This window comes from Mycobacterium sp. TY815, from assembly GCF_030755135.1.
GTDB lineage: Bacteria > Actinomycetota > Actinomycetes > Mycobacteriales > Mycobacteriaceae > Mycobacterium.
In genome coordinates this window covers 1,985,543-2,008,996 of the sequence record NZ_JAUFRX010000001.1, presented here as the reverse complement: position 1 = coordinate 2,008,996, position 23,454 = coordinate 1,985,543, and the positions used below count along the sequence as shown (strand labels likewise).

27 protein-coding genes, 4 tRNA genes and 2 pseudogenes are annotated in these 23,454 nt (G+C 67.0%); 18 read left to right on the top strand and 15 right to left on the bottom strand.

Annotation, left to right across the window (positions count from 1 at the left end; genetic code table 11):
* Positions 1-5 precede the first annotated feature (5 nt).
* The 3 genes and pseudogenes from QXK92_RS08285 to QXK92_RS08275 all read right to left on the bottom strand — a co-directional run.
* Positions 6-530 (bottom strand): hypothetical protein, encoded by a 525-nt coding sequence (locus tag QXK92_RS08285; protein WP_306244275.1) that lies wholly within the window; start codon positions 528-530, stop codon positions 6-8.
* Between the two features lie 79 nt (positions 531-609).
* Complete coding sequence (locus tag QXK92_RS08280) at positions 610-1,341, bottom strand: Clp protease N-terminal domain-containing protein (RefSeq protein WP_306241180.1); 732 nt, start codon at positions 1,339-1,341, stop codon at positions 610-612.
* 37 nt (positions 1,342-1,378) lie between these two features.
* Positions 1,379-1,465 (bottom strand): annotated as a pseudogene (locus QXK92_RS08275) (dihydroneopterin aldolase); the annotation flags it as partial.
* Positions 1,466-1,547: 82 nt separating this feature from the next.
* Here QXK92_RS08275 and QXK92_RS08270 point away from each other — a divergent pair.
* Positions 1,548-1,877: a DUF732 domain-containing protein gene (locus QXK92_RS08270; protein ID WP_306241179.1), complete on the top strand. Its 330-nt coding sequence runs from the start codon at positions 1,548-1,550 to the stop codon at positions 1,875-1,877.
* A 164-nt stretch (positions 1,878-2,041) separates the two neighbouring features.
* Positions 2,042-2,995, top strand: coding sequence for an alpha/beta fold hydrolase (locus tag QXK92_RS08265; RefSeq protein WP_306241178.1), 954 nt, complete (start codon positions 2,042-2,044; stop codon positions 2,993-2,995).
* Between the two features lie 37 nt (positions 2,996-3,032).
* Here the strand turns inward: QXK92_RS08265 and QXK92_RS08260 are convergent, their stop codons facing one another.
* Positions 3,033-3,263, bottom strand: coding sequence for a DUF2510 domain-containing protein (locus tag QXK92_RS08260; protein ID WP_306241177.1), 231 nt, complete (start codon positions 3,261-3,263; stop codon positions 3,033-3,035).
* Positions 3,264-3,459: 196 nt separating this feature from the next.
* On the opposite strand from QXK92_RS08260, the gene QXK92_RS08255 reads away from it, so the two are divergent.
* The 3 genes from QXK92_RS08255 (at position 3,460) to QXK92_RS08245 (ending at position 5,978) form a co-directional block, all read left to right on the top strand.
* On the top strand, positions 3,460-4,113 hold the full coding sequence (locus QXK92_RS08255) for a DUF732 domain-containing protein (protein ID WP_306241176.1): 654 nt from the start codon (positions 3,460-3,462) through the stop codon (positions 4,111-4,113).
* Between the two features lie 25 nt (positions 4,114-4,138).
* The gene (locus QXK92_RS08250) at positions 4,139-4,993 is read left to right on the top strand and encodes a serine hydrolase (RefSeq protein WP_306241175.1); all 855 of its coding nucleotides are present in this window, start codon (positions 4,139-4,141) and stop codon (positions 4,991-4,993) included.
* 214 nt (positions 4,994-5,207) lie between these two features.
* Positions 5,208-5,978, top strand: a complete 771-nt coding sequence (locus tag QXK92_RS08245) for an alpha/beta fold hydrolase (protein ID WP_306241174.1) — start codon at positions 5,208-5,210, stop codon at positions 5,976-5,978.
* Between the two features lie 57 nt (positions 5,979-6,035).
* On the opposite strand, the gene QXK92_RS08240 is transcribed toward QXK92_RS08245, so the two are convergent.
* The 5 genes from QXK92_RS08240 to QXK92_RS08220 form a co-directional block, all read right to left on the bottom strand.
* Positions 6,036-6,380 (bottom strand): amino acid aminotransferase, encoded by a 345-nt coding sequence (locus tag QXK92_RS08240; RefSeq protein WP_306241173.1) that lies wholly within the window; start codon positions 6,378-6,380, stop codon positions 6,036-6,038.
* Between the two features lie 98 nt (positions 6,381-6,478).
* Positions 6,479-6,655 (bottom strand): hypothetical protein, encoded by a 177-nt coding sequence (locus QXK92_RS08235; protein WP_306241172.1) that lies wholly within the window; start codon positions 6,653-6,655, stop codon positions 6,479-6,481.
* 83 nt (positions 6,656-6,738) lie between these two features.
* Positions 6,739-6,813, bottom strand: a tRNA-Val gene (locus QXK92_RS08230).
* A gap of 17 nt (positions 6,814-6,830) precedes the next feature.
* Positions 6,831-6,901, bottom strand: a tRNA-Cys gene (locus tag QXK92_RS08225).
* A 29-nt stretch (positions 6,902-6,930) separates the two neighbouring features.
* Positions 6,931-7,003, bottom strand: a tRNA-Gly gene (locus QXK92_RS08220).
* A gap of 179 nt (positions 7,004-7,182) precedes the next feature.
* On the opposite strand from QXK92_RS08220, the gene QXK92_RS08215 reads away from it, so the two are divergent.
* The 6 genes from QXK92_RS08215 (at position 7,183) to QXK92_RS08190 (ending at position 10,604) form a co-directional block, all read left to right on the top strand.
* Positions 7,183-7,254: transfer RNA gene (locus tag QXK92_RS08215), tRNA-Val, on the top strand.
* Positions 7,255-7,525: 271 nt separating this feature from the next.
* The gene (locus tag QXK92_RS08210; protein ID WP_371934199.1) at positions 7,526-8,272 is read left to right on the top strand and encodes a polysaccharide deacetylase family protein; all 747 of its coding nucleotides are present in this window, start codon (positions 7,526-7,528) and stop codon (positions 8,270-8,272) included.
* Positions 8,273-8,353: 81 nt separating this feature from the next.
* A complete protein-coding gene (locus QXK92_RS08205) occupies positions 8,354-8,722 on the top strand; it encodes an STAS/SEC14 domain-containing protein (protein ID WP_306241171.1) in 369 nt (122 codons plus the stop codon).
* Positions 8,723-8,894: 172 nt separating this feature from the next.
* Positions 8,895-9,188 (top strand): putative quinol monooxygenase, encoded by a 294-nt coding sequence (locus tag QXK92_RS08200; RefSeq protein ID WP_306241170.1) that lies wholly within the window; start codon positions 8,895-8,897, stop codon positions 9,186-9,188.
* Positions 9,189-9,227: 39 nt separating this feature from the next.
* Positions 9,228-9,518, top strand: a complete 291-nt coding sequence (locus QXK92_RS08195) for a hypothetical protein (protein WP_306241169.1) — start codon at positions 9,228-9,230, stop codon at positions 9,516-9,518.
* A 210-nt stretch (positions 9,519-9,728) separates the two neighbouring features.
* Positions 9,729-10,604, top strand: a complete 876-nt coding sequence (locus QXK92_RS08190) for a hypothetical protein (RefSeq protein WP_306241168.1) — start codon at positions 9,729-9,731, stop codon at positions 10,602-10,604.
* Between the two features lie 6 nt (positions 10,605-10,610).
* Here QXK92_RS08190 and QXK92_RS08185 read toward each other — a convergent pair whose 3' ends face one another.
* Complete coding sequence (locus tag QXK92_RS08185) at positions 10,611-10,763, bottom strand: hypothetical protein (RefSeq protein WP_306241167.1); 153 nt, start codon at positions 10,761-10,763, stop codon at positions 10,611-10,613.
* Positions 10,764-10,838: 75 nt separating this feature from the next.
* Between QXK92_RS08185 and QXK92_RS08180 the strand changes: the two genes are divergently transcribed.
* Genes QXK92_RS08180 through QXK92_RS08170 form a run of 3 tightly spaced genes read left to right on the top strand, consistent with a single transcriptional unit; the run spans position 10,839 to position 12,993 of the window.
* A complete protein-coding gene (locus QXK92_RS08180) occupies positions 10,839-11,621 on the top strand; it encodes a sulfite exporter TauE/SafE family protein (RefSeq protein ID WP_306241166.1) in 783 nt (260 codons plus the stop codon).
* Positions 11,622-11,650: 29 nt separating this feature from the next.
* Positions 11,651-12,586 (top strand): catalase family peroxidase, encoded by a 936-nt coding sequence (locus tag QXK92_RS08175; RefSeq protein WP_306241165.1) that lies wholly within the window; start codon positions 11,651-11,653, stop codon positions 12,584-12,586.
* A gap of 56 nt (positions 12,587-12,642) precedes the next feature.
* Positions 12,643-12,993: a hypothetical protein gene (locus QXK92_RS08170; RefSeq protein WP_306241164.1), complete on the top strand. Its 351-nt coding sequence runs from the start codon at positions 12,643-12,645 to the stop codon at positions 12,991-12,993.
* 27 nt (positions 12,994-13,020) lie between these two features.
* Here QXK92_RS08170 and QXK92_RS08165 read toward each other — a convergent pair whose 3' ends face one another.
* Positions 13,021-14,127 (bottom strand): glutamate--cysteine ligase, encoded by a 1,107-nt coding sequence (locus QXK92_RS08165; protein WP_306241163.1) that lies wholly within the window; start codon positions 14,125-14,127, stop codon positions 13,021-13,023.
* Positions 14,128-14,336: 209 nt separating this feature from the next.
* Here QXK92_RS08165 and QXK92_RS08160 point away from each other — a divergent pair, with 209 nt between their 5' ends.
* Positions 14,337-14,996, top strand: coding sequence for a TetR/AcrR family transcriptional regulator (locus QXK92_RS08160; RefSeq protein ID WP_306241162.1), 660 nt, complete (start codon positions 14,337-14,339; stop codon positions 14,994-14,996).
* A 6-nt stretch (positions 14,997-15,002) separates the two neighbouring features.
* Here the strand turns inward: QXK92_RS08160 and QXK92_RS08155 are convergent, their stop codons facing one another.
* A complete protein-coding gene (locus tag QXK92_RS08155; RefSeq protein ID WP_306241161.1) occupies positions 15,003-15,428 on the bottom strand; it encodes an anti-sigma factor antagonist in 426 nt (141 codons plus the stop codon).
* A 157-nt stretch (positions 15,429-15,585) separates the two neighbouring features.
* Here QXK92_RS08155 and QXK92_RS08150 point away from each other — a divergent pair, with 157 nt between their 5' ends.
* Positions 15,586-16,227 (top strand): TetR/AcrR family transcriptional regulator, encoded by a 642-nt coding sequence (locus tag QXK92_RS08150; protein ID WP_306241160.1) that lies wholly within the window; start codon positions 15,586-15,588, stop codon positions 16,225-16,227.
* A 1-nt stretch (position 16,228) separates the two neighbouring features.
* Here the strand turns inward: QXK92_RS08150 and QXK92_RS08145 are convergent, their stop codons facing one another.
* Positions 16,229-16,897 carry a DedA family protein gene (locus QXK92_RS08145; RefSeq protein WP_306241159.1) on the bottom strand — a complete coding sequence of 223 codons (669 nt, stop codon included), beginning with the start codon at positions 16,895-16,897 and terminating at the stop codon, positions 16,229-16,231.
* Positions 16,898-17,006: 109 nt separating this feature from the next.
* Between QXK92_RS08145 and QXK92_RS08140 the strand changes: the two genes are divergently transcribed.
* Positions 17,007-18,644 carry an acyl-CoA synthetase gene (locus tag QXK92_RS08140; RefSeq protein ID WP_306241158.1) on the top strand — a complete coding sequence of 546 codons (1,638 nt, stop codon included), beginning with the start codon at positions 17,007-17,009 and terminating at the stop codon, positions 18,642-18,644.
* On the opposite strand, the gene QXK92_RS08135 is transcribed toward QXK92_RS08140, so the two are convergent.
* Both QXK92_RS08135 and QXK92_RS08130 read right to left on the bottom strand, forming a co-directional pair.
* Positions 18,637-20,427, bottom strand: coding sequence for a PPE family protein (locus QXK92_RS08135; RefSeq protein ID WP_306241156.1), 1,791 nt, complete (start codon positions 20,425-20,427; stop codon positions 18,637-18,639). The genes QXK92_RS08140 and QXK92_RS08135 overlap by 8 nt on opposite strands.
* Before the next feature lie 460 nt (positions 20,428-20,887).
* Positions 20,888-21,069 (bottom strand): annotated as a pseudogene (locus QXK92_RS08130) (hypothetical protein); the annotation flags it as partial.
* Between the two features lie 126 nt (positions 21,070-21,195).
* Here QXK92_RS08130 and QXK92_RS08125 point away from each other — a divergent pair.
* Positions 21,196-23,433, top strand: coding sequence for a PE family protein (locus QXK92_RS08125; protein ID WP_306241155.1), 2,238 nt, complete (start codon positions 21,196-21,198; stop codon positions 23,431-23,433).
* Positions 23,434-23,454: the final 21 nt, after the last annotated feature.

Sequence of the window (23,454 nt, the reverse complement as noted above, 5' to 3'; positions counted from 1 at the left end):
GCAGATCAGAGGTTCCACTGTGCGAGGTGCTCACCGGTCTTGCGGTCCAGCAGCACGACCACCGACACCGGGTCGCGGTAGGCGTCCCAGTACACCCCGCCCCGGACCACCGCACCTTGTGGCGCATTGCCCAGCGCGGCGTCGAGCCAATCCGGCGCATCACACGGCCGCGGCTTGTAGGCATCAGCGAACGGGGTGACACCGTCGAAGCTGAAGTTGGTCGCCATGACGTAGGAGTTGGGCACCCGGACCGCACGGACCACCACGTCGGCGCGGTTCACCGAACTGTCCGGGAAGCTTTTCACCGGAACGCCGCTGCGGGTGTAGCCGAATCCCGGTGGCGGGTCGACGGGGACCACGCTGGTCACGGTGACGTCAGCGACGTAGGTACCTGTGTCCACTCGCAACGTGTCGCCGATGTGGCCGATCGGTGCGTCGCCGGCCCGCGCCCGGGGAAGGGCGGCGTCTACCGACAACACGCCCGCCGCCATGACGAGGAACGCGGAAAGGACGATCAGCCAGCGGTGCATCTTCGCCTCCTGGGCTGCCTGTTCTCCGGACCTTCGCATGATTACACACGCAGCTTTGCTGCGGGCAGGGTTGGTCCCCTCAGGTCTGTGCGTCCGGGGGAGCGGTGAAGGATTGCAGAGCGGTGGCAAGGTCTGCCTCGACGCGTTCCTTGTCGACGCCGGCGCGGTGCAGCGGACCGGCACCGCCCTCGGCTTCGAGCAGCGCGAGCAGCATGTGTTCGGTCCCGATGTAGTTGTGGCTCAACCGAAGTGCCTCACGGAAGGTCAACTCGAGCACTTTGCGGGCCGGGCCGCTGAAGGGGATCAGCGCGGGGATTTCCGCCGCGCGCGCGGGAAGTTCTATCGACTTCTGCAGGGCCTCGGCGTCGATCTTCTGTTGGCGGATCAACACGGTGGCCAGCGCCGCGGGGTCGCCGAGCGTGCCCAGCAGCAGATGGTCGGGGGTGATCAGGTCGTTGCCCGCTTCGTGTGCGGCATTCTGCGCGGCCACCACGGCGTTTCGGGCCCGTGGGGTGAACCGGGAGAAGCCCTGCTCCGGGTCGAGCGGGGTGGCGTCGGCCTTGGGGACGAACCGTTTCTGGGCAGCCTGCTTGGTAACTCCCATCGCCTTGCCGATGTCGGTCCAGGAAGCACCCGAGCGCCGCGCCTGATCGACGAAGTGTCCGATGAGGTGGTCGGCGACCTCGCCGAGGCTCTCCGCGGTGAGGACGGCGTCGCTGAGTTGGTCCAGGGCGTCGCTGTGGACTTTTTTGATGGTGTCGATCAGCTCGTCGAGACGGACGGGATGGGTGATCTTGGCGGGCTCGACCATGCCGTCAACGCTAGGTTGACGATTGCTGGTTTGTCAACCTGGGGTTGACGCCGACGATGTCGGCGGCCAACTGCGCCAGCGCACCGTAGTCGTAGGTGTCGGCCAGCTTATCGCTGGCCGCAGCGCACTTCGCCGGGAAAGTTCACCTCGCGTTCGTCGTCGCTCGAGATGCGGCCTGACCTCGGGTTTGGGAGAATCTCAGGGCTATGAGAATCCTCGTTTGCGCGGCCGCCGCGGTGGCCGTCATCGGCTGGGCGGCCCCCGCGCACGCAGATGCCAACCAGGATCAGGCCTTTCTGGTCTCCCTGGGTGCGGCCGGGCTCACCTACAAGGACCCCGAGAGTGCGATCGCAGCCGGCAAGAAGGTGTGCGATATGGCCAACGAGGGCAAGACGGGGGTCGAGGTCGTCAAGGTGCTGCAGGACGCGAACCCCGCTTTGTCGCAAGTGAATGCGGCCCGTTTCACCGCGATCTCGGCCGGCGTGTACTGCCCGTCGCAGTTGCCGCCGGCACAACCGGCCGGCAACGGCGGCTGAGCCTCAGCCGGCGTCCCTCGGGCGCAGGCGGGGTCCGCGACATCCTGCGCGGCAAGTGCGTCCCCACCGGTAGCCCGGGCGTGTGCACCCGGTGTACCAAGGAGGGCGGAAGACACCCGCGTGCGTGAGGGAGAGTGTGCCGTGATGACGCAGGACTATCGCCGGTGAGGACGGGATTGGCCGCGGGCGCGGCACTGGGGACCACCGGCGTGTTGAGCTGGGCCGGACTGCGCGCACTTGTCGGGTGGATCGAACGCAACCCCGATCCGCTCACCCGGGAGCAACTGCTGGCCGAGCCGGAAGGCGACGAGGTCACGATCACCCGCCCCGACGGGACGGTGCTGCGCGCGCTGTCCGCGGGCGAGGGTTCGCCGGTCGTACTCGTGCACGGTTACACCGTCACCCTCGCCGAGTGGAACGTCGTGTGGGATGCGTTGTTGGCCAGGGGGTATCGCGTTATCGCTTTCGATCAGCGCGGGCACGGCAGGTCCACGCTCGGCTCCGAGGGGATCGGTTCTGGGCCCATGGCCGCCGACATCGCCGCGGTGCTCGAACATTTCGGCGTCGACGACGCGGTGCTCGTCGGCCATTCGATGGGCGGATTCGTCTCCATCCGCGCAATGCTCGACCATGCCGACGTCTCGGAGCGTCTGCGAGGCCTGGTGCTGTTCGCCACCTGGGCCGGCCGTGTGATGGACGGAGCGCCTCAGAACAAGGTGCAGATGCCGCTGCTGGAGCGCGGGATACTGCCGCGGTTGCTGCGCTACCGGACGATGGCAGTGCTATTCGGCGCCGCCCAGTGCGGCAAGCGACCGTCCCCGGCAATGGTCTCGGTGTTCACCGAGGGCTTCCGGCAGCACGTCGACGAACACGGTCCGCATATTCCGATCGTGCGGGCCTTTTCGCGTGAAGACCGCTATCCGCGCCTAGGCGAGATCACGGTGCCGACCGTCGTCATGGTCGGGGCGGCGGATCGCACTACACCGCCCAATCACTCGCGCCGGATGGCTGACGGCATTCCCGGCGCCCGGCTGGTCACAGTGGCCGACGCGGGGCACGCGCTGAACTGGGAGGCCCCCGATGAGCTGGTCAAGGTCATCGAATCGCTGACGGCTTAGACCGGTTGGTCACCGACTATCGCCGTGCGGCTTCGGGTCAGCCCTGGCCCGTGGGCTTCGTAGCCTGCGTCCAGGTCTGACCATCGAAGTAGCGCAACACGTTCGGTGTCGACGGATCGGGATACCAGCCCGCAGCCGGTTGCCACGCGTGCGGCACGTAGGGCTGGGGCTTCGGTGATCTCGTCATACGCACCACCAACGCAATGAGTCCGGCGACGAGGCCGAGTCCGACGAGACCGACGACGAGCAGGATTGCGAGCAGTGACATACCTGGTCACTCTTCCAGGTTCGCGCAGTACATGGGCGGCGACGGTGCTGATCACGCGACGCTGACAACGCCGAGATAAGACTCGCCGAACATCAGCGCAGGGTGATTTTAAGGGTTAACGTGAGGTAAACTTTCTGCTAACTCCCGATGTATTGGGAGTCTGGATTACCGGTCTCGAGCCAATCGGAGCCCCGCTATGTCCACCCGCATCACCCTCGCTGCCGGGTCCCTACTAGCTGGCGTCTCGCTGCTGTATGGCGCCGCCGCTGTGAACGCCGCCGCATCGTGGGCCGACACGGCCCAGGATGATCAGTTCCTGGCTCTGCTCGACCAAAAGGGCGTCTCGGCCATCTCCGGTGTGCCGGCCCTCATCGCCACAGCGCATCAAATTTGCGGCGGGCTCGCGTCCGGCATGTCGGCGGACGCCCTACTGGATGCGCTGGTGGATACCGCGAACACCGTCACCCCCGGCGCCGACCCGGCCCGCCTGGTGCGTACCGAATCGCGATTTCTCGACGCGGCAGTGGAGGCCTACTGCCCGAACAACCGGGGACGGGTGGTGTTCACCAATCCCGCAGCCTGGAGTCAGTCGAAACATGTTGTGGTGCTGGCTTCTTCGCTGATCAAAGGCGCCAATCCGGAAATCCCGGCTCCGCCGGGACCGGGAGTTGAGGCGCAGAACCTCACGCCACCGGCCGTAGTGGCCCCGCCCCAGCCGAGGAAGCCGGCACCTCCCGTTGTCGGCCCTCCGCCCGGCGGTGGCGGTGGGGGAGGAGGCACCGGCGGTGGCACCGGTGGGGTCTCCCCGATGCCGCCTCTGGAGCCGGGGATCATCACGCTGGCGCCATAACGCTCAGTCGATCTACGGTGCTGTGATGCCGCATGGGCTGCCGATTCCGCACGCCGCGCTGCACCGGTCGATCAGCAACACCGTCGGCAGCACGCCCGACATCAATTGGTCGATCTGTATTCGAGACGCCGCCGGTCGCCCGCTGGTTCACCACAATTGCGATGCGGCCATGAAGACTGCCAGTGTCGGAAAGCTGTTGCTATTAGCCGAAGTTGCGCGGCGGTGCGACGACGGCACGATGGACTTCGACGAAGTACTGGACCGCAATCCTGCCGTGCACGTTGCCGATTCGGGTATCTGGCAGCATCTGCAGGTTCAGCAGTTATGTGTCCGCGATCTGTGCGTGCTGGTCGCGTCGGTCAGCGACAACCTCGCCACCAACGTGTTGCTGAACCGTGTGGGATTGCAGAGCGTCCAAGAACTCGGTGGGGCAATTGGTTTCACCAAGACTGCGCTGCTCGATCGGGTTCGGGACCAGCGCGGCCCCGATGACGCGTGGACGTTCTCGGTGGGTTCGGCCGCCGAGTTGTCCGATTTCATGTGTCACCTGGCCGCCAAGCGGCTCATCTCGTCGTCGGTCTCCAACGAGTTGAACGCGTGGCTGGCGACGGGCGTGGATCTGTCGATGGTGGCGTCCGCATTCGGCCTTGATCCGCTGGCGCATACCGAACCCGATCGCGGCTTCACCATCCGCAATAAGACCGGGACCGACGCAGCCGTCAGAGCCGACGTGGGCACCGTCGAACGAAATGGCACCTCGTTCTCCTATGCCGTCATTGCCAACTGGGATGCCGGCGGCTCAGATCTGCGGGACACGGTGGTTGCTGGAATGCGCTCGATTGGTGGGGCGCTCAGAGACCTGCTGGCGCACGAATCCTGAATCTGGGTGTTACACCAGCCGCGATACGAAAGACGTTGGCCGAGTACCTACGCGGCGGAGCCGATCAGACGCCCGAACGCCGGCCAGACGACGCCTGGAGCGCAGACAACGCCGCGGCCCGAATCGCGTCGTTGTCGACCGCGGTATACCGCTCCGTCGTGGCAGCGCTTTACGATGCGGTCCTGGGCTCACGACGCTGAAGGAGGACCTGGCGATGGGATTGCCCGCATTGGTTCTCGTGCACGGAGGCGGGTTCGCCGCTGATTCTTGGGACCCAACCATCGACGTGATCCGCATCCTGGAGCCGGAACTAAAGGTGCTCACCGTTGATTTGCCGGGTCGGGGAACTAAAGGCGGTGACTTGATCACCGCTTGTGTCGATGGGTGGGTCGATTCGGTGGTGTCGGACATCGAGAATGCTGCGCTCGACGACCTCGTGATCGTCGGCCATTCGCTGGCGGGCGTGATCGTCCCCGGTGTTGTCACCAAGCTCGGCTCGGCGCGGGTGCGGGAGATGATCTTGGCCACCGCGCAAGTACCAACCAACGGCAGCGCCCTGGTGGACACGCTTTCCGGGGCGCAGAGCTGGTACGCACGTCGCACCGCGAAACGTCATGTGCAGAAATCCCGTTCATTACGCCCGGGAGGTTTGCCTACTGCGTTGGCGAGGTTTGTATTCTGCAACGGAATGACTCCCGCACAGCGCAGGTTCACGCTGGCTCGGTCCTGTCAGGAATCACCCTCAATAATGATTGAAAAAGTTGACCGCAGTGGAATGCCCGACGATGTGCCACGTACGTGGATACTCACTCGGCGTGATCGCGCCGTCTCGGTGAAGATTCAACGCGAGTGCATCGCCGCGCTTGGCGGAGTGCAGACGCTCATTGAGATCGACACCTGCCACATGCTGATGGTGAGCGAACCTGAACGGCTGGCAGAGATCCTCATCGGGCGTTGCCGTTTGTACGAACAGCCCAGGCCCTGAGGATGGCGTCGACCAGGCCGGCCCACGCCGGCGGGAACGATCGCGGCGCGGGCCCGCTCACATCACGTCCAGCACGGTTGCGGCGCCGTCGAGCGCCTGGGCGAGCCCGTCGGGATTGGCGCAGTCCCAGCACCCGGCACGGATCGCGGCGGCGCGGATCCTGAGCGCGGCGGCGGGATCGTCGGCCGTGCAGGCCGCCTCGGCGATAGTCGCGGCGGCGAGCCGTGCATCGGCGGCGGTGGTGAGGCCGGCAAGTGCGCCCTCGACGTGCAGGGCGCCGGCGAAGTCGCGCAGCGCACCGGCGAGGGCCGTCGCTTTGGGAACGGCTTCGCCGATGCGAACGAGGTAGTCCAGCGCTGCGGTTTCGGGACCGGTCGGTGGGGTGCTGGTGGGAGTTGTCATGCCGCCAAGCTAACCCACGAAAATGGCGAATTGCCAAGGGCTGCAACGAAACTCAGAAATATGTCGCTAGCAGCGCAAATGCCGGAAGCGGGCATATTTCAGGAACGGCGCAACTGCCGCGCAGTCACGCCGGCCAACACCCGGTCAACGTCGTTGATGAGGGCGCCGACAACATCGCGGTCGGACTCATCGACGGCTACATAGGCGTGCAGAAGATGCTTACGGGCGTCGTGCAGGTGGTCGCTCAGCGCCGTTTCGGCGGCGGCACTGGACATGGCGAAACCTTTGAGGTTTGCGCCGAGCAGTTCACATTGAGTTCACGCGGACTGATTTTGCGGATGAAACCGGAGTTAGAACGTGGTGCGCGATACTGGGATTGAACCAGTGACCTCTTCCGTGTCAGGGAAGCGCTCTCCCGCTGAGCTAATCGCGCTGGGGGATCGAAATCGGAGGTGGAGACGGGAATCGAACCCGTGTGCACGGCTTTGCAGGCCGTTGCCTCACCACTCGGCCACTCCACCGCTGGGATTGATGCCAATTCGCACCTTCGAGCGGATGACGGGATTCGAACCCGCGACCCTCACCTTGGCAAGGTGATGCGCTACCAACTGCGCTACATCCGCGCGCAACGGGCGAGATCGTCGCCCGGTGCGAAGCACGACGATAGTCCAGTGAGCAGTCCCGCACAAATTGCTTGGTCAGAGCATGTCGACGGGGGCTCCGGACGGGCGTGGAAACCCCTGGCCCGTCCGGCCCTCGCCGTGACCGTGCTAGTGTTCGACGTCGTTCGCCTCTCGGCGCCGGTCCCGTGGCTCAGTGGAAGAGCGTCCGCTTCACACGCGGAAGGTCGCTGGTTCGATCCCAGCCGGGACCACTCCCAAACCCTGCCTCCTCACCGTCCTTGACGCTCGGCCTGGTTGCGGCCTGAGCACCCCGAGGTCACAAGTCCGTACCTGACCGCGACACCCGGCTGTTGAACGGCCGCGCGAGGCGGCCGGCGGCCTAACCTGTCTGGCACTTGGACCGATGATGTGCCGTGCCGCCCTGACCGGCGCCGCGGGCTGAGGAGCGCAGACGTGAGCGAACTGGAGCGGCGGCGGTTCCTGATCGCCCTGGCCGCAACCGTCGCGGCCACCGGCGTGCCGGTGGCGCACGCTGACGTCCTCGGTTCGGCGCCTGATCCCAACCCGTCGTCACTGAAGGTGTTGCCGCCGCCTGATCCGGGCGCGCGGGTGCCGCTGGCGCGAGGCGCGGTGCTCAAGCAGCTTCCCGGGGCCGGCGATCTGCTGGCCTGGACGGTCGATGACGGCGCTGACACCGAAGTGGTCCGGCTCTACACGCAATTCGCCAGGGACACCGGCGTGCGGCTCACCTACTTCGTCACCGGCGCCTATCGCGCCTGGACGGAGAATGCCGCATCCCTGCGACCGCTTGTGGAATCCGGTCAGATCCAGCTGGCCAATCACACCTGGACGCACCCGGACCTGACGAAACTCACGCCGCGACAGATCGCGGACGAACTCAAAAGCACCGACGTGTTCCTGCGTAACACCTACGGAGTCGATGCCGCGCCGTACTTCCGCCCGCCGTACGGCCACCACAACGCGTCGGTCGACGCGGTAGCTGCCGATCTGGGCTATCAGAACCCCACGTTGTGGAGCGGCGACCTGCGGGATTCCGCGCTGCTCCCGGAAGACACCATCGTCCGGCTGGCATACCAGTACTTTGCTGCCCAGAACATCGTGATCGGCCACCTCAACCACACACCGGTCACGCATGTCTACGGTCAACTGGTCGACATCATCCGCGCGCGCAGGCTCCGCACCGTGACATTGAACGACGTCTTCGTGCACCCCGAAATGCCTTACGGAACAACAGCATTGCCCGGATGAAACGGCCTCCATTGCGCGCATGATGACGCGGGGGTTGACTGGCGGTAGGGGTTGGGACCCCGCCACAGAAAGAAGATTCCGATGATTGAACTGTTGCCGGACATGCCGGAGGGAGTAACCGGCATCCGCGTATCAGGCCGACTTCGTGGCGACGAGCTACGCGAGATGAGGCCAAGCCTGCAGGAGCGGCTGAACACCGGCGAGATCAGGATTGTCGAGGTTATCCCGTCCGACTACGAGGGTTTCGGGCCCGGCGGGCTGATCGAGGACCTGAAGCTCGGCTTCGGCACCGTCTTGCCGCACCATGCCGCTTTCAAGCGCATCGCGATCGTCACCGACCTCGAATGGGTCGCTCACGTGCTGCATGCGCTGGCTTGGCTCGTTCCCGGCGAGCTTGCCGTGTTCGGCCTCGACGAGCTGGAACAGGCCAAGGAGTGGGCTGCCGGCTGACGTCCCAGATGTCGGCCCGTCTATAACTAGAGACTGGCTCGCACCACCAGCACGCGTCCAGTCGCCGAGGCTGCAAATCTGCAGCGAAAGTGCGAGTGGAGGCCTGCAGAAATACATTCTCGGTGATGCGCCTGACTGAGCAACGCATCCAGATGCGCGAAAGGGAGACGACATGGCGGTCACGGTGATTCTCGAGCTCCGGTTCAAGCCCGAGTCGGTGGCTGCCGGCCGCGAGCTGATGGGCCGCACCCTGGAAGTCACCCGTGCGTTTGACGGCAACCTGCAGACCGATGTGTGGATCGACGAGGACGACGAAGCGCACTGGCTCATCTATGAGGTCTGGGAATCCGTCGAAGCCGATGAGGCGTACCGCCGTTTCCGTGCCGGTGAAGGCAAGGTGACCGAGCTTCCGCCGCTGTTGGCTGCGCCGCCGAACAAGACGAGGTACACCACCGCAGACGTCTAGGGCGGGCGAGCGCCAGCACGACGGCCTACCCTCATCCGCATGAGCTTTTCCGAAGGCATAGGCACGCTCAAACTCGAATGCCCGCAGGCTCATCCGGTGGGAAGGATCCTGCGCGAAACCGCGCACCAGTCGGTCCAGTACGACCCCGGGGCCACGGTCGGACCCCGCCGGTTCTGGCCCGAGGAAAGCGAGCAGACGCAGTTCACGGCGCACTGCCGATTCTGCGACAGGCCGGTGGGCGAGGCCACGGTGACGTTGCGGGAGAAGTTCACCGAGCTGCTCGCCGACACCGGCGAGACGTACCGCACCACCACGCTGCCGTACCTCTAATACGCACCAGCGCAACATCTTCCGAGCTTCCGAAGGTCCGCCTGCGTAACGGTCGGCCGACTCCTATTTGACGCTTGCGCAGTAAGAGTCGCTGGTATTCGCCCATGCTGATATCGCCGACCATTTATTGATTTCGTAAGGTTCATCAGGAAACGTCTACGAAAGCGCACGCCAGCACGTCCTTCTCGGTCCTACTAGCACGGAGATTTCATGACGCTCATCCGCAGACGCCCGATGGGTGTCCTCGTCGCGATAGTGGCGAGCCTCGCCGCGGTCGCATCTTTCGGGGCCCCGACGGCGCAAGCCTTCTACGTCAAGTACCACGAGACGATCACCCGCAACGCCCTGCCCGCCGACCAGGTCAGCCAGCTGGCGGTCAACCAGATCCTCATCGGCCCGCCGCCCGGCGGGGGAGCGATGGGCAGTGACGTGTTCGCCACGGACGAGTTCCGTCACCTGGACAACTCCATCAACCCCGTTGACATCTGCAACCGGGCCCGCCAGGCCTGGGACGTCTTCTCGCCCATCGTGCTGAGCGGATCGGTGCTCAACGGCAACGTCGAGGCTGACGGACCGGGCGCCCGCGCCGCCTTCGGCGCCCTGCTGCATACGCAGCAGGACTTCTACGCGCACTCCAACTGGGTCGAGGAGAACGTCGCCATCGGCCAACTGGACCGGCTCGCACCGCCGATCTTCCCGACCTGCAACCCGGCGGACTTCCCGGCGGATCTGCACACCGGCTACTACAACATCGACTTCTCCCAGCAGTTCCCCCTCGAGGGCTGCCCGGCCGGCGGACCGCCGCCCGGATTCCAGGAGTGCCACACGGTGCTGAACAAGGACGGCCCACACACCCCGCGGGGCAGCCAGGTCATCCCGGGCACGAGCATGACGATGTATGACCTGGCGGCGAAGCTGGCCACCCAGGCCAGCACCAACCTGTACACCACGGTGCGGGATTGGGTCGCCAACGAGAACGGTCAGAACGCCGCGGTCCAGCTATTCCAGCAGGGCGGACCGATGCCGTCGCTGGACAGCCTTCCCCACATCCCCAACATCCCCAACATTCCCTACACCGGTAGCTAAGCGGAATCAGCGGGTGCCCGGGTCGATCCAGTCGATCCATTCGCCGTGGGCGGCCAGCCCGGGCACACCGCTGATCCCGGCCTGGCCACCGTCGATCGAGGCGTTGTCGCCGCTGAGACAGACCGTGGGTAGGGGATGCTCGTCATCGCTGATCGACACCACATCGACCGGCCCGAGCGCATCGGTGCATACGGCGGTCAGACACTGATTCGCTAGGCAGTCTAGGGTTTTCGGGTGTCGGTTTCCCACATGCTCCTGATCGGACTCGCCGGGCTCGGGGCCGGCGCCATCAATGCGCTCGTCGGATCGGGCACCCTCATCACCTTTCCGACACTGGTCGCGCTGGGCTATCCGCCGGTGACGTCCACCATGTCGAATGCGATCGGGCTGGTGGCCGGCAGCGTATCGGGCACCTGGGGCTACCGCAGGGAACTGCGCGGGCAGTGGAACCGGTTGCGATGGCAAATCCCTGCATCGCTGGCCGGCGCCGTGCTGGGCGCATACCTGCTGCTGCACCTGCCCGAGAAGGTTTTCACCCGGATCGTGCCCGTGCTGCTGGTGCTGGCCTTGATCCTGGTGGTCATCGGACCGCGCATCCAGTCGTGGGCGCGCCGGCGCGCTGAAGACGCGGGCCGCTCCGCCGAGCACATCACGCCGGCCAGGATGGCGGCCCTGGTGATCGGCACGTTCCTGGTGGGTGCCTACGGAGGCTATTTCACCGCGGCGCAGGGCATTCTATTGGTCGGGGTGATGGGCGCGCTGCTGCCGGAATCGGTGCAGCGCATGAACGCCGCGAAGAATCTGCTCACGCTGATTGTGAATATCGTTGCCGCGGTGAGCTATACGCTCGTCGCCTGGGAGCGCATCAGCTGGCCGGTGGCCGGACTGATCGCGGTAGGGTCACTGATCGGGGGTTTGATCGGCGCGCGCTACGGACGAAGGCTCTCGTCAAATGCGCTGCGCGGCACCATCGTGGTGGTCGGGTTGATCGGTCTGTACCGGTTGCTCGCCGTGTAAATGCGGTCGCGAGGACATACGATTCGGCAATGCCGGTTACTCCTGATGACGCAATCGCCGCGATCCGGGACGGCGGCGGCGCGTGTCCGGGCTATCGGGCGCTGCACGCCAAAGGCGCCCTGTACCGGGGTACCTTCATTGCGACGCCAGAGGCCGCAGGTCTCTCGCGCGCAAGGCATCTCGACGGCTCACCGGTGCCGGTGCTGGTGCGGTTCTCCAACGGATCGGGCAACCCCGCCCAGCCGGACGGGGCGCCGGGCGTGCGCGGGCTGGCGGTGAAGTTCACGCTGCCGGACGGCACGACGACCGATGTCTCCACCCAGACTGCCCGGCTGTTCGCGGCGAGCGGGCCGGAGGGATTCGTCGATCTGCTCAAGGCGCTGCGGCCCGGCCCGGCGATGCCGGCCCGGCTGGCCCGCCTTTTCGCGACCCGCCCGGCGTTGCTGCGTGCTCTGCCGGTCCTGGCGGCCGCCGGCAAGACGCCGGCAAGTTACGCCACCATCGAATACCACGGTTTGCACGCTTTTCGCTGGGTCGCCGCCGACGGCAGCGCCAGATTCGTTCGCTACCACTTGATTCCGGCGGCCGGAGTACAGCACCTGCCACTGCGGGCGGCCCGCAAGAAGGACCGGGACTTCCTCGACGACGAACTGCACACCCGCCTCGGCGACGGTCCGGTGCGGTTCGATTTCCGTGTTCAGCTCGCCGGACCGGAGGATTCGACGGTTGATCCGTCGGCGCCCTGGCACAGCGCCGACACCATCAGCGTCGGCACGATCGAGGTCACCGGCGTGGACACCGAGCGCGAACACGGCGGCGACATCGTGGTCTTCGACCCGATGCGGGTCACCGACGGCATCGAACCCTCCGAGGATCCGGTGCTGCACTTCCGCACCCTGGCCTACTCCGCGTCGGTGAAGTTGCGTGCCGGCGTCGACCGTGGCCCGGGAGCGCCGCACACCTGACGATCAGGGACTTAATGCCCTACCCCGGAGGGGTATCTGCACCTTAGCGTTGACATATGACGCAAGAATCCGAATCCACCTCGGCGGCCGCCTCCGCGACCGAAGGTCGTTGGCTGGGGCAATTGGCGGCCTGGGTGGGCATCGTGGCCGGTGTCGTTTTCATCGTTGCGGTGGTCTTTTTCGCGGGCTTCTCCGTGGCGTGGTCGCAGGATGGCCACCCATGGGGTCAGGGCGGCTCCGGCGGCGGGCGCACCGGAACCTGCCCGATGATGGGCTCCGGGGGAACGATGCAACCCGGCGGAGGGATGGGACCGGGGGGAATGATGGGCCCTGGCGCAACGATGGGTCCCGGGCGACCGGGAGCCCCGGCGCAAGCGCCCACCACCACCACCCGGCCTACTCCATAGGCATCACACTAGGCGCGGCAACGTTTTTCAGCTGACCGTCGCCGCCGCTGCGTCCTCGATGACGTCCAGTGCCGTCTCCCGGCGGTGCCATGCCTGACGTTGTCGCATCGCCCCGTTGCCCTGCGTCGTCACGCGGTCGAGTTGGTCGACGACGTGGTGGTATTCGCCGAGCGCGTCCAGCGCCGGGCGGACCCGATGAACCAACGCACTCAATTGCTCGCGCACCGGCACTGCCTCGCGGTCGCCGACCAGATCCAAAGTGCTGCCGGCCAAACCGTCATGGGCGGCCTTCCAGTACGCGGCCCGTAGCGCGGCCGGCGCCAACCGGTCGACGCTACGGTCGCGCTCGTCGACCGCCGTGATCACGGCCGCCCGGATCAGCGTGGCCAGCAGCACGGTGTCGGCCGCGGTCGCCGGAACATCGGCCACCCGGACCTCTACGGTCGGAAAATCCGCCGAGGGGCGCACGTCCCAGTAGACCATCCCGCTATCCAGGATCACTCCGGTATCGACCAGCATGCGCACCGTGCGGTCGTACTCGTCGATGGAGGTGAAGTACGGCGGGGGACCGGCGACCGGCCAGCGCCGCCACAGCACGCTGCGCCAGCTTGCGTAACCGGAGTCGCTGTTGCGGTAGATCGCCGAATTCGCCGACAGCGCAAGCAAAGTCGGGAGCCATGGGCGTAGCCAGTTGCCGGCGTGGACGGCCGCGGCGCGGTCGGGCACCTCGACGTGGACGTGACACCCGCAGATGCCCTGCTCATGGGCCACCATCCCGTACTGGTCACCGATCTGCCGGTAACGCGGTGTGTCGGTGACCGGGAACTCGTGGGGTGTCACGGGAGGCAATCCCAGTGCCAGCAGGCGCACGCCGACGGCCGCAGCGGCCCGGGCGGCCGTGCGCCGCAGCCGGGTGAGCTCTTCGTGCAGCTGTGCGGCGCTGGTCGCCACGCTGGAGGTCGTCTCCACCTGGCAGCTGGCCAATTCCAGCTCGAGCTCGACTCCGCGGCGAGCGGCCTCGGCGGCCACCTCGCGGTTGCGCGGCGCCGGTTCCCCGGTGTCCGGGTCGACCAGGAGAAACTCTTCCTCCACACCCACCGTCGGAAGGCCGCCCCCCGAGCGCCGCGTGCTCATGCCCGCAACCTACCCCTGCGACGGCGGGGCAAACCTGCCGTTCATGTGCGTTAGGACGGAGAAGTTGGCCATGTCGGCCATTTCCCAGTACGAAGCCGCCTCGTTGGGGACAATGGCCTCGGAGGGAACCGAGAGTTCGACTCTTACGGGGTCTCTTGGGTGGGTTCGGCGGCGTGCGAAGCACGTCCCAATGAAGGAGCGATCTAGCAGTGTTGAGTCCCCGGTTGCAAGAACATGACTACGTCCTTGATTCCACCGAGGACCTGGTCGCCCAGGACGGCATCGAAGCGGTGACGATTCGTGCGCTCACCAAGGCCACCGGCGTGTCCAACGGCGCCATCTACCGCACCTTTGAATCCCGTGGCGGCCTGCTCGGCCGGGTCTGGATCCGCGCGGAACGGCGCTTCCTGGACCAGCTGATCAGTTTGATCGAGGAGGCCAGGTCCCAGCCTGGCAGCGAGCCCCTGGACGCCGTCTACGCCGCCGCCGAGACCTCGTTGCTGTACCCGGACCTGTATCCGGGCTCGTCGGCCTGCCTGATGACCGTGCGTCGTGACGACGTCGTGAGTCAGCCGATGCCGGCCGATATCGCCGAGCACCTGCAGGCTCTCGAGCGTGAGCTGGCCGCCGTGATGGCCCAACTGGCAGAAGGGCTTTGGGGACGCAGCGACGACGGGGCGGTCGACCTGATCGCAACCTGCATCATCGATCTGCCGAAGTGGATCGGTCTGCGTGGCGGGCGGTACAGCCTGCCCAATCTGCGTGAGTACCTGCGCGCGGCGGTGCGCTCGGTGCTGGAGGTGGGCCCGCCGCCCGCCGGGCCGGACCGCGAGCTGGCTACCAGCGGTGCTCGCCACGGCGCGGCGTAACCGTCGTCAGGCCATCGCCAGGGCGTTGTCCACCGTCGGGTAGATCGGTAGCACCGCGCTCAGCCCGCAGGCTGCCACGATGCGGCCGACGATCGGCGCATGGCTCACCAGACGCAACTCGACGCCGCGCTGACGGCAGTGCTCGGCGGCTTCGGCGAGCACGCTGTAGGCGCAGCAGCCCATGAAATCGACGTCGGTGACGTCGACGACGAAGGGACCCGGTGCGGTGGCTGTGGCGGCCGCTTCGGTCACCAGCTGGTGCCAGGTGTTCTCGTTGCACGCGTCAATTTCGCCGCCGGCGTGAATCACCACCGCATCGCCGCTGCGATCGGTGATCGCACGCAAGGTGCTGCGTGGTTCGCCGAGTTGATAGACCAGGCGGGTGCTGAGTGTGAGATGTGTGGAAAAAGATTCTGCAATGACCAGGCTCATGGTGCACTCCTAATCGGCTGGCGCAGATCGCGCCGCGATGGATGCCCGCCCTGCATATCTGAAGACAGACAGCTTGATCGCCGTGTAAGTTCCATTTGTATAACAAGACAGGGCTGTCTGTCTACATGGCTTCGGTAAGAGTACGGTAAAACTCGTTATGACAACGCCCGACGTCACGGGTCCCGGGGGGCCCGCCGTGCCCGCGCGCGAACGGATTCTGACTGCCGCCTACGAGTTGTTCAGCCGGCGTGGAATCCGGGCGGTAGGCACCGAGGAAGTTATCGAGCGCGCCGGCGTGGCCAAGGCGACGCTGTACCGGCACTTCGCGACCAAGAACGCGCTGGTCCTGGCGGTGCTCGAACGTCGGGAAGTGCTGTGGACGCACGGTCTGATCGAGGAGCGCTCCGCCTCGCTCGGCAGCACCCCGGAGGAACAGTTGCTGGCGATCTTCGACGTCCTGCACGAGTGGTTCCAGAACCGCGACGGATTCGAGGGCTGCTCCTTCATCAACGTGCTGCTGGAACTGGGCGCCGACCACCCCGCCGGAAAGGCAAGCATCGTCCATATCAACAACGTGCGGGAAATCGTCCTTAAGCGGGCGGTGGCCGCCGGTCTACGCGACGTCGAGGACTTCGCGCGCTCCTGGCAGATCCTCATGAAGGGCGCGATCATCCTGGCGGCGGTCGGCGACATCGACGCCGCCATGCGCTCGCGCACCATGGCCCGCGGCCTCATCGAGCAGCACCGGCCGCGGGACGGCGTTCAACCTGAGCACGACCCCCAAGGGGCGCTCAGCTGAGTCAGGCGGCCTTTTCCGGAGCTGGAGTCCCGGTCTTGCGGTAGTGCTCTTCCTCGAGTTCGGCGATCGCGCGCGACGTGCGTTCGCGCAGCAGGATCGCCGCGGTGACGCCGCAGACGACCGCGATCACCAGGGCGACCCAGGAGAACCGCGACATCCAGCGTTCGGCGGCGACACCGGCGTAGTAGACCAGGGCGGTGGTGCCTCCGGCCCAGCAGATGCCGCCGCTCACGTTGGCTGCCAGGAAGCGCGGGTAGGGCATCTTCAGCGCCCCGGCCAGCGGCCCGGCGAAGATACGCAGCAAGGCGATGAACCGTCCGAAGAACACCGCGCGGACACCCCAGCGCTCGAACGTTCGCTCGGCGAGCGCGACATGGCCGGGACCGAAGTGCTTCGGGAACCTGCGGCCCAGGCGGTCGAACAAGGGCATCCCGAAGCGGCGGCCGATCGAGTAACCGATCGAGTCGCCCACCACCGCGCCGATCACCGCAGCCGCGCCGACACCGATCGGGTTGACCCCGATTTCGTGATGCGAGGACATCAGCGCCGCGCTGACGAGCACGATCTCGCCGGGCAGCGGAATGCCCAGGCTCTCCACTCCGACGACGCCGCCGACCAGCAGATAGACCGCAAGCGGCGGGATTGAATGCAGCAGGGCGTCCAGATCCATGAATAAAGAATGCCTGACCGCGCCCGGCCGCGCGGCGCAACGGTGTCAGCGGATCCCGGTGTCGATACTGTCGTGAGGTCACGACGTCAGGACGGCTCGGGAGGTTCCGGTGGAATTCAACCTCGCCCAGGTGGTTTCGGCGGTCGCCGCGGCTAATCCGGACCGGGACGCCATCGTGTTCGGCGACCGGCGCTTCAACTTCGCCCAGACCGAGGAACGGGCCCGCCGGTTCGCGCGTGCGCTGCACGGGTGGGGATTCGGTGCCCGCAAGGAACGCGCCGAGTTGGCGCCGCACGAATCCGGGCAGAGTCATCTGGGTCTGTATCTGGCCAACTGCAATGAGTTTCTGGAGGCGATGCTCGGGGCATACCAGGCCCGGGTCGCTCCGTTCAACGTCAACTACCGCTACGTCGCCGACGAGTTGGTGTATCTGATCGGCAACGCCGATGCGGATGCGCTGCTCTATCAGGCGCGCTTCGCGCCGACACTGGCGCAGGCGCTGGAACGGGTGTCCCGGCCGGTTCGGCTGATCCACGTCGACGACGAGTCCGGCAACGCGCCGTTGCCCGGGGCGGTGCGCTACGAGGAACTGCTGGCGTCGGTGTCCGACGAACCCCTGGACGTGGTGCCCTCACCCGACGACCTCTACATGCTCTACACCGGGGGCACCACCGGCATGCCGAAGGCGGTGCTGTGGCGTCAGAACGACATCTTCATGAACGCGATGGGCGGGCGGACCTTCGGCACCGGCGAGCCGGTGAGCAGCCTGGAGGAGATCGTGGAGCGCTCGCGGCCCGACGGGCCGGGGTCGATGACGGCCGCACCGCTGATGCACGGCGCAGCGCAGTGGGCGGCGTTCATCAACCTGTGCGCGGGACGGCCGTTTGTGATGGCGCCGACAACCACCCATCTGGATCCGGCCGAGGTGTGGGCGCTGGCCAGCCGCGAACGCGTGGTGTCGTTATCGATCGTCGGCGACGCCTTCGGCCGCCCGCTGCTCGACGAACTGCAGACCGGCGACTACGACCTTTCCGGGCTGTTCGTGCTGGTCACTGGCGGTGCGGCGCTGAGCGCCCCGCTGAAGCAGCGGTTCGTGGAGCTGCTGCCGCACCTGACCATCCTGGACGCGGGCGGCTCGTCGGAATCGGGGGCCCAGATGGGCCAGGTGTCGAGTGCGGCCCAGCAGGCGTCGGGCAGGTTCGCGCCCAATCCGGGTGCCGTGGTGGTCAGCGAGGACCTGACGCGGATCCTGTCACCCGGTGACGACGAGATCGGCTGGCTCGCCCAACAGGGCCCGATCCCGTTGGGATACCTCGGCGATCCGGCCAAGACCGCCCGGACGTTCCCGGTCATCGACGGGGTGCGTCATTCGGTCCCCGGTGATCGCGCCCGGTGGGACGCCGATGGCCAGATCGAACTGCTGGGCCGGGATTCGGTGACCATCAACTCTGGCGGCGAGAAGATCTTCGCCGAGGAGGTGGAAGCCGCGATCAACGAGCACCCTGCCGTTTACGACGTGGTGGTGACCGGCCGTCCGAGTGAGCGGTGGGGAAACGAGGTGGTCGCGCTGGTGCAGCTGGCGGACGGCGAGCAGGTCGACGCCGAGAGCATCATCGCCGAGGCGGCCCGTCACGTCGCGCGCTACAAGCTGCCCAAAGAGGTGATCTTCTGCGCCAAGCTGCAGCGGTCGCCGTCCGGCAAGGCCGACTATCGGTGGGCGAAACAGCAGGCGACACAGGCTAGTTGAAGAATCCCGACTGGTCGTCGCCCCGGTGCCCGCCGCCGGAACTGGTGTTGCCGGCGTTGGCCAGACCGGAGTTGGAGCTACCCGAGTTGTTGATCCCGGCGTTGTAGGAACCCGTGTTACCGAAGCCGGACAGTGCGAAGCCCGTGTTGTGGAACCCGACATTGCCCCGGCCGTCGGAGTTGCCCCAACCGGAGGTGTAGCCGAAGGCGTCAGCGGTGCTGTTCTGGAACCCTGACGAGTCCGAGCCGGTGTTGTAGAAGCCGGACAAATTGCTGCCGACGTTGCCGAATCCTGAATTCGTCACGCCCACAGGTGTTTCCGAGCTGGCGAACCCGGTATTCAGACTTCCTGAATTGAACAGGCCGGTGTTGGTGTTGCCGGAACTGAACAGACCGGTGTTCCAGTAGCCCGAGTTGAATGCGCCGGTGTTCGTTCCGTATTGGGCCGAGTTGAAGAATCCGGTGTTGCCCGAGCCTGCGTTACCGAAGCCGACGCTGTTGTATGTCGCGTTGCCCGCGCCCACGTTGGCGATGCCGGCGTTGTCGAAGCCGAAGTTGGTGCTGCCACCGTTACCGAAACCCGTGTTGACCGATCCCGCATTCCAGAAGCCGGTGTTGGTGGTCCCAGCGTTGCCGAATCCCCAGTTGCCGTTGCCGGAATTGAAGAAGCCGACGTTGTTGTCGCCGGAGTTGAAGAAGCCGATGTTGTTGTTGCCTGAGTTGCCGAATCCCAGGTTTCCGATGCCGGCATTCAGCGCGCCGATACCGACCTGGTTGTCACCAGTGAGCCCGAACCCCACGTCGTTGTTGCCGTTGTTGCCGAACCCGAAGTTGAAACTGCCCTTGTTCCCGAAGCCGACATTCGAGTCGCCGGCGTTGCCGCTACCGAGGTTGAAGGAGCCGAGGCTTCCGCTGCCCACGTTGGTGGAGCCGATGTTTCCACCACCGCGGTTGCCGTCGCCGACGTTTCCGGGGCCGAGGTTTCCATTGCCCTGGTTTCCGCCACCCAGGTTGAGATTGCCGTAGTTGCCGTTGCCGAAGTTGGTGTTGCCCCAGTTGCCACTGCCCAGGTTGGCGTTACCGGTATTTCCGCTGCCCAGATTGGTGTTGCCGCCGTTGCCGCTGCCCAGGTTGGCGTTGCCGTAGTTTCCACTGCCCACGTTGGCTTTTCCGGTGTTTCCGCTGCCGAGGTTGTTGTCGCCAGTGTTCCCGACGCCGAGATTCCATGCACCGCTGTTGCCGATGCTGGTGTTCAGATCTGCCAGACCCCCCAGAGACTGCCACGGTGTCAACTCGGCTGCGGCCGCGGATGCGCCGGAGTGATAGCCGACCATCGCGGTCACGTCCTGGATCCACATCTGTTCGTAGCTGCTCTCGGCGGCTGCGATCGCGGGCGCGTTCTGCCCGAACAAGTTCGACATCACCAGCTGGACAAGCGCTTTGCGATTGGCCGCCACCACCGCTGGATGAATGGTGCCCGCCCGTGCGGCCTCGAACAAGTCGGCCACCGCCATCGCTTGACCGGACGCCTCACTGGCCCGGGTTGCCGCGGCGCTGAGCCACTGGGCATAGGGTGCGGCAACCGCGGTCATGGCCGTCGCCGCGGGACCCTGCCACGCCTGCCCCGCCAGCACAGACGTCACTGATGCGAAGGACTCGGCCGCCGAGGCCAGTTCGGCAGCCAGCCCATCCCAGGCGGCCGACGCCCCCAACATCGGTGCCGAACCCGCTCCGCTGAAGATGCGCAGCGAATTCACCTCCGGCGGCGATACCAAAAAGTTCATAACAGACTCCAGCGACTTCCCCGGGTCACGTCATGACCGGTTTTGCATACCGCGGGACTGTATATGACGCGCCTGGCTAATATTCGCGTTTCGCTGGATCGTTCGGGATGCCGCACCGCATCTGCCAGCTCGGCGCGACAGACCGGTGCCATCGCGCGCTGAGTCGGCGCCCGGGGCGCCCGACGCGTAGAAATGGTGCGCCGGAACACCGCTTGTCAGCGAAAGGGCAAGTTAGAGAAGGGGATTGAGGCCCGGGCCGACATTACCCGGCAAAGTGGGCGCCGCGTTGCCAACCAGTCTTGATTCCCCGACCACTCTGCAACGCGACGCAGGCCAACCGTACCGAGAATCACGAGTCCATAGGGGCGTTTTCGGTGAAAACCGTTGTCGGCAGCAGGCGCCGGCGCAGCCGGTCGAACGCCTGTGGCTCGGGGCAGGTCTGGTAAAGCCCGTGGAGGTGCAGGCCGTCGTCCTCGAGCGCGCAGTCCCAGGTGTGGTACTCGGGGCGCACCCGGGCCAGGTCGAGTTTGTTCGGGGGGCAGCGCCAGCCAGAACACTGCCCAGGTGCATCCAGCACTCGCAGGCCACATCCTGAAACGCTTGCGGCTTTGCTGTGGTGAACCCGCCGGGTGGGCGCGACATCCGGTCAGGACCGGGAATCCTGGGGTAGCCGCGCTGCTTTTCTGCGGCTTCGTCACGCAATGTCCATCGCGGTGTTCGCGTCGGGTCTACTCTGAAGCCGTCGCCAGGCCTGTCGGGAGGTTGCTGATGTCGTTCGTCATTGCTGTGCCCGAGTTGGTCGCGACGGCCGTGGGCGATCTGGCGGGGATCGGATCGGCGTTGTCTTCGGCCGGCGCGGCGGCGGCCGCGCCGACGACCGGGATCGTTGCGGCGGCCGGGGACGAGGTGTCGGCGGCGGTTACGGCGTTGTTCGCGGCACACGGTCGCGGTTACCAGGCTCTCAGTGCGCAGGCCGCGGCGTTTCACGAGCAGTTTGTGCGGTCGTTGGCCGCTGCGGCGGGTGCGTACACCGCCGCCGATGCGGCCGGCGCGTCGCCGCTGGAGAGTCTGCTGGGGTTGGTCAACGCTCCGACGCAGACGCTGTTGGGGCGCCCGTTGATCGGCAATGGCGTTGATGCACCGGACTTTTCGGGGGCACCTGGTGGTGCCGGCGGGTTGTTGTTCGGCAACGGTGGTCGCGGTGGTTCGGGCGCGCCCGGCCAGGCCGGCGGGGCCGGTGGAGATGCGGGCCTGTTCGGTAACGGCGGCATCGGCGGTGCCGGAGGCGCGGGTGTGACCGTGTCGGGTGCCGCCGGTGGCGCGGGCGGTCGAGGTGGCTGGTTGTTCGGCAACGGCGGCACCGGTGGACTCGGTGGGGCGCAGGGCGCGACGGCCGTCGGTGGGGTCGGCGGTGTAGGTGGTGCGGCACGTTTTGTCGGTTGCGGTGGTGTCGGCGGTGTGGGCGGCGCCGGCGCGCACGGCGGCGACGGTGGCGCGGGACCGCTGCTGATCGGAAACGGCGGTGCCGGTGGCCATGGAGGGGCGGGCGCCGCCGGCGGGAACGGCGGTGCCGGCGGGACGTTGTTCGGCGACGGTGGTGCGGGTGGGCAGGGTGGGTCCGCGGCCGCGGGGGTGCTCGGTGGAACTCCCGGCACCGGGGGTCACGGCGGCAATGCCAACTGGTTCGGCTCCGGCGGCGCCGGCGGGCAGGGTGGTACGGGTCTGACCGGCGTCGCGGGGGTGAATCCCGTGCCGACCGGCACGGCCGCACCCGGCAACAGTCCCACCCTCGCTCCACTAACTATTAGCAACCTGGGCAACGTAACTGTGCAGGGCACCGGCGGCGGTACCGGAGGCACCGGCGGCGTGGGCGAGACGGGCGGCACCGGTGGAACCGGGATGGATCTTATTGTCACCGTTGGGTCGCCCGGTATCACGGGGACCCTCACCATCGGCAGCGGGCCAGGGGGCAACGGAGGTTCGGCCGGCGTTGGCGGCGACGGGGGCGCGGGCGGAAGGGGCGGCAATTCGCTGATCGTGGCGAGCGGCACCGTGGGAGGCGTGACTACGGTTTCCGGCGGGACCGGCGGAAGCGGTGCCTCCGGCGGCCCCACCGGCGGTGCGGGTGGCGCGGGCGGCCTGGGCGGCTTCGCGAACAGCCCCTATGCGGGGACCGCGACCGGCGGTGACGGCGGCGCCGGTGGTGCGGCGAGTACGGCAGCCGGGTCCGCCGGCGGTAGCGGCGGCACTGGCGGCGCGGGCGGCACCGGGGGACATGGCGGGTTGTTCGTCGGCAATGGAGGTGCCGGAGGAGCCGGAGGGATCGGCGGCACCGGCGGTGCCGGGGCGTCCGGTTTTGCGGGTGGCGACGGCGGCGGAGGCGGCTCTGCCGTCAACACCGCGACCGGAAGCGCGATCGGTGGTGACGGCGGGACCGCAGGCCACGGCGGTATCGGTGGAACGGGCGGCACGGGTGGCATCGGTGGCATCGGCGGAAATGGCGGTGCGGCCGGATTCCTCGGAATCGGCGGCGCCGGCGGCGCCGCCGGCGCCGGGGGAGTCGGCGGAGTCGGTGGCATCGGTGGTGCCGGGGGCGATGGCGGCGGGGGCGGTGGAGTCATGATGACGGCCGCGCCGTCGGGAGCGACCGGCGGCCAGGGCAACAACGGTGCCCTCGGCGGTGACGGCGGCGCCGGCGGAGCGGGCGGTGCCGGGGGAACCGGCGGCGGCAGCGGGGGAGCCGGAGGTCTGATCGGGTGGGCCGGCGCCTCGGGCGCCGCGGGAGCCGGCGGCTCCGGTGGCACCGGTGGCCAGGGTGGCATCGGCGGCAACGGCGGCAACGGCGGGGACGCGACCACGGGTGGCGCGGTCGGCTCAGGCGGAAATCTGGCGCTCGGGGGACAGGGCGGCCTCGGCGGTGCCGCCGGCGGTCCAGGTGGCAGCACCGGGAGCACCGGGTTGTCGGGGGTGTCGGGCAGTAACGGGAAGGCCGGGCAGTTCGTTTAGAGATTCCCGCCGGCGGCGGGC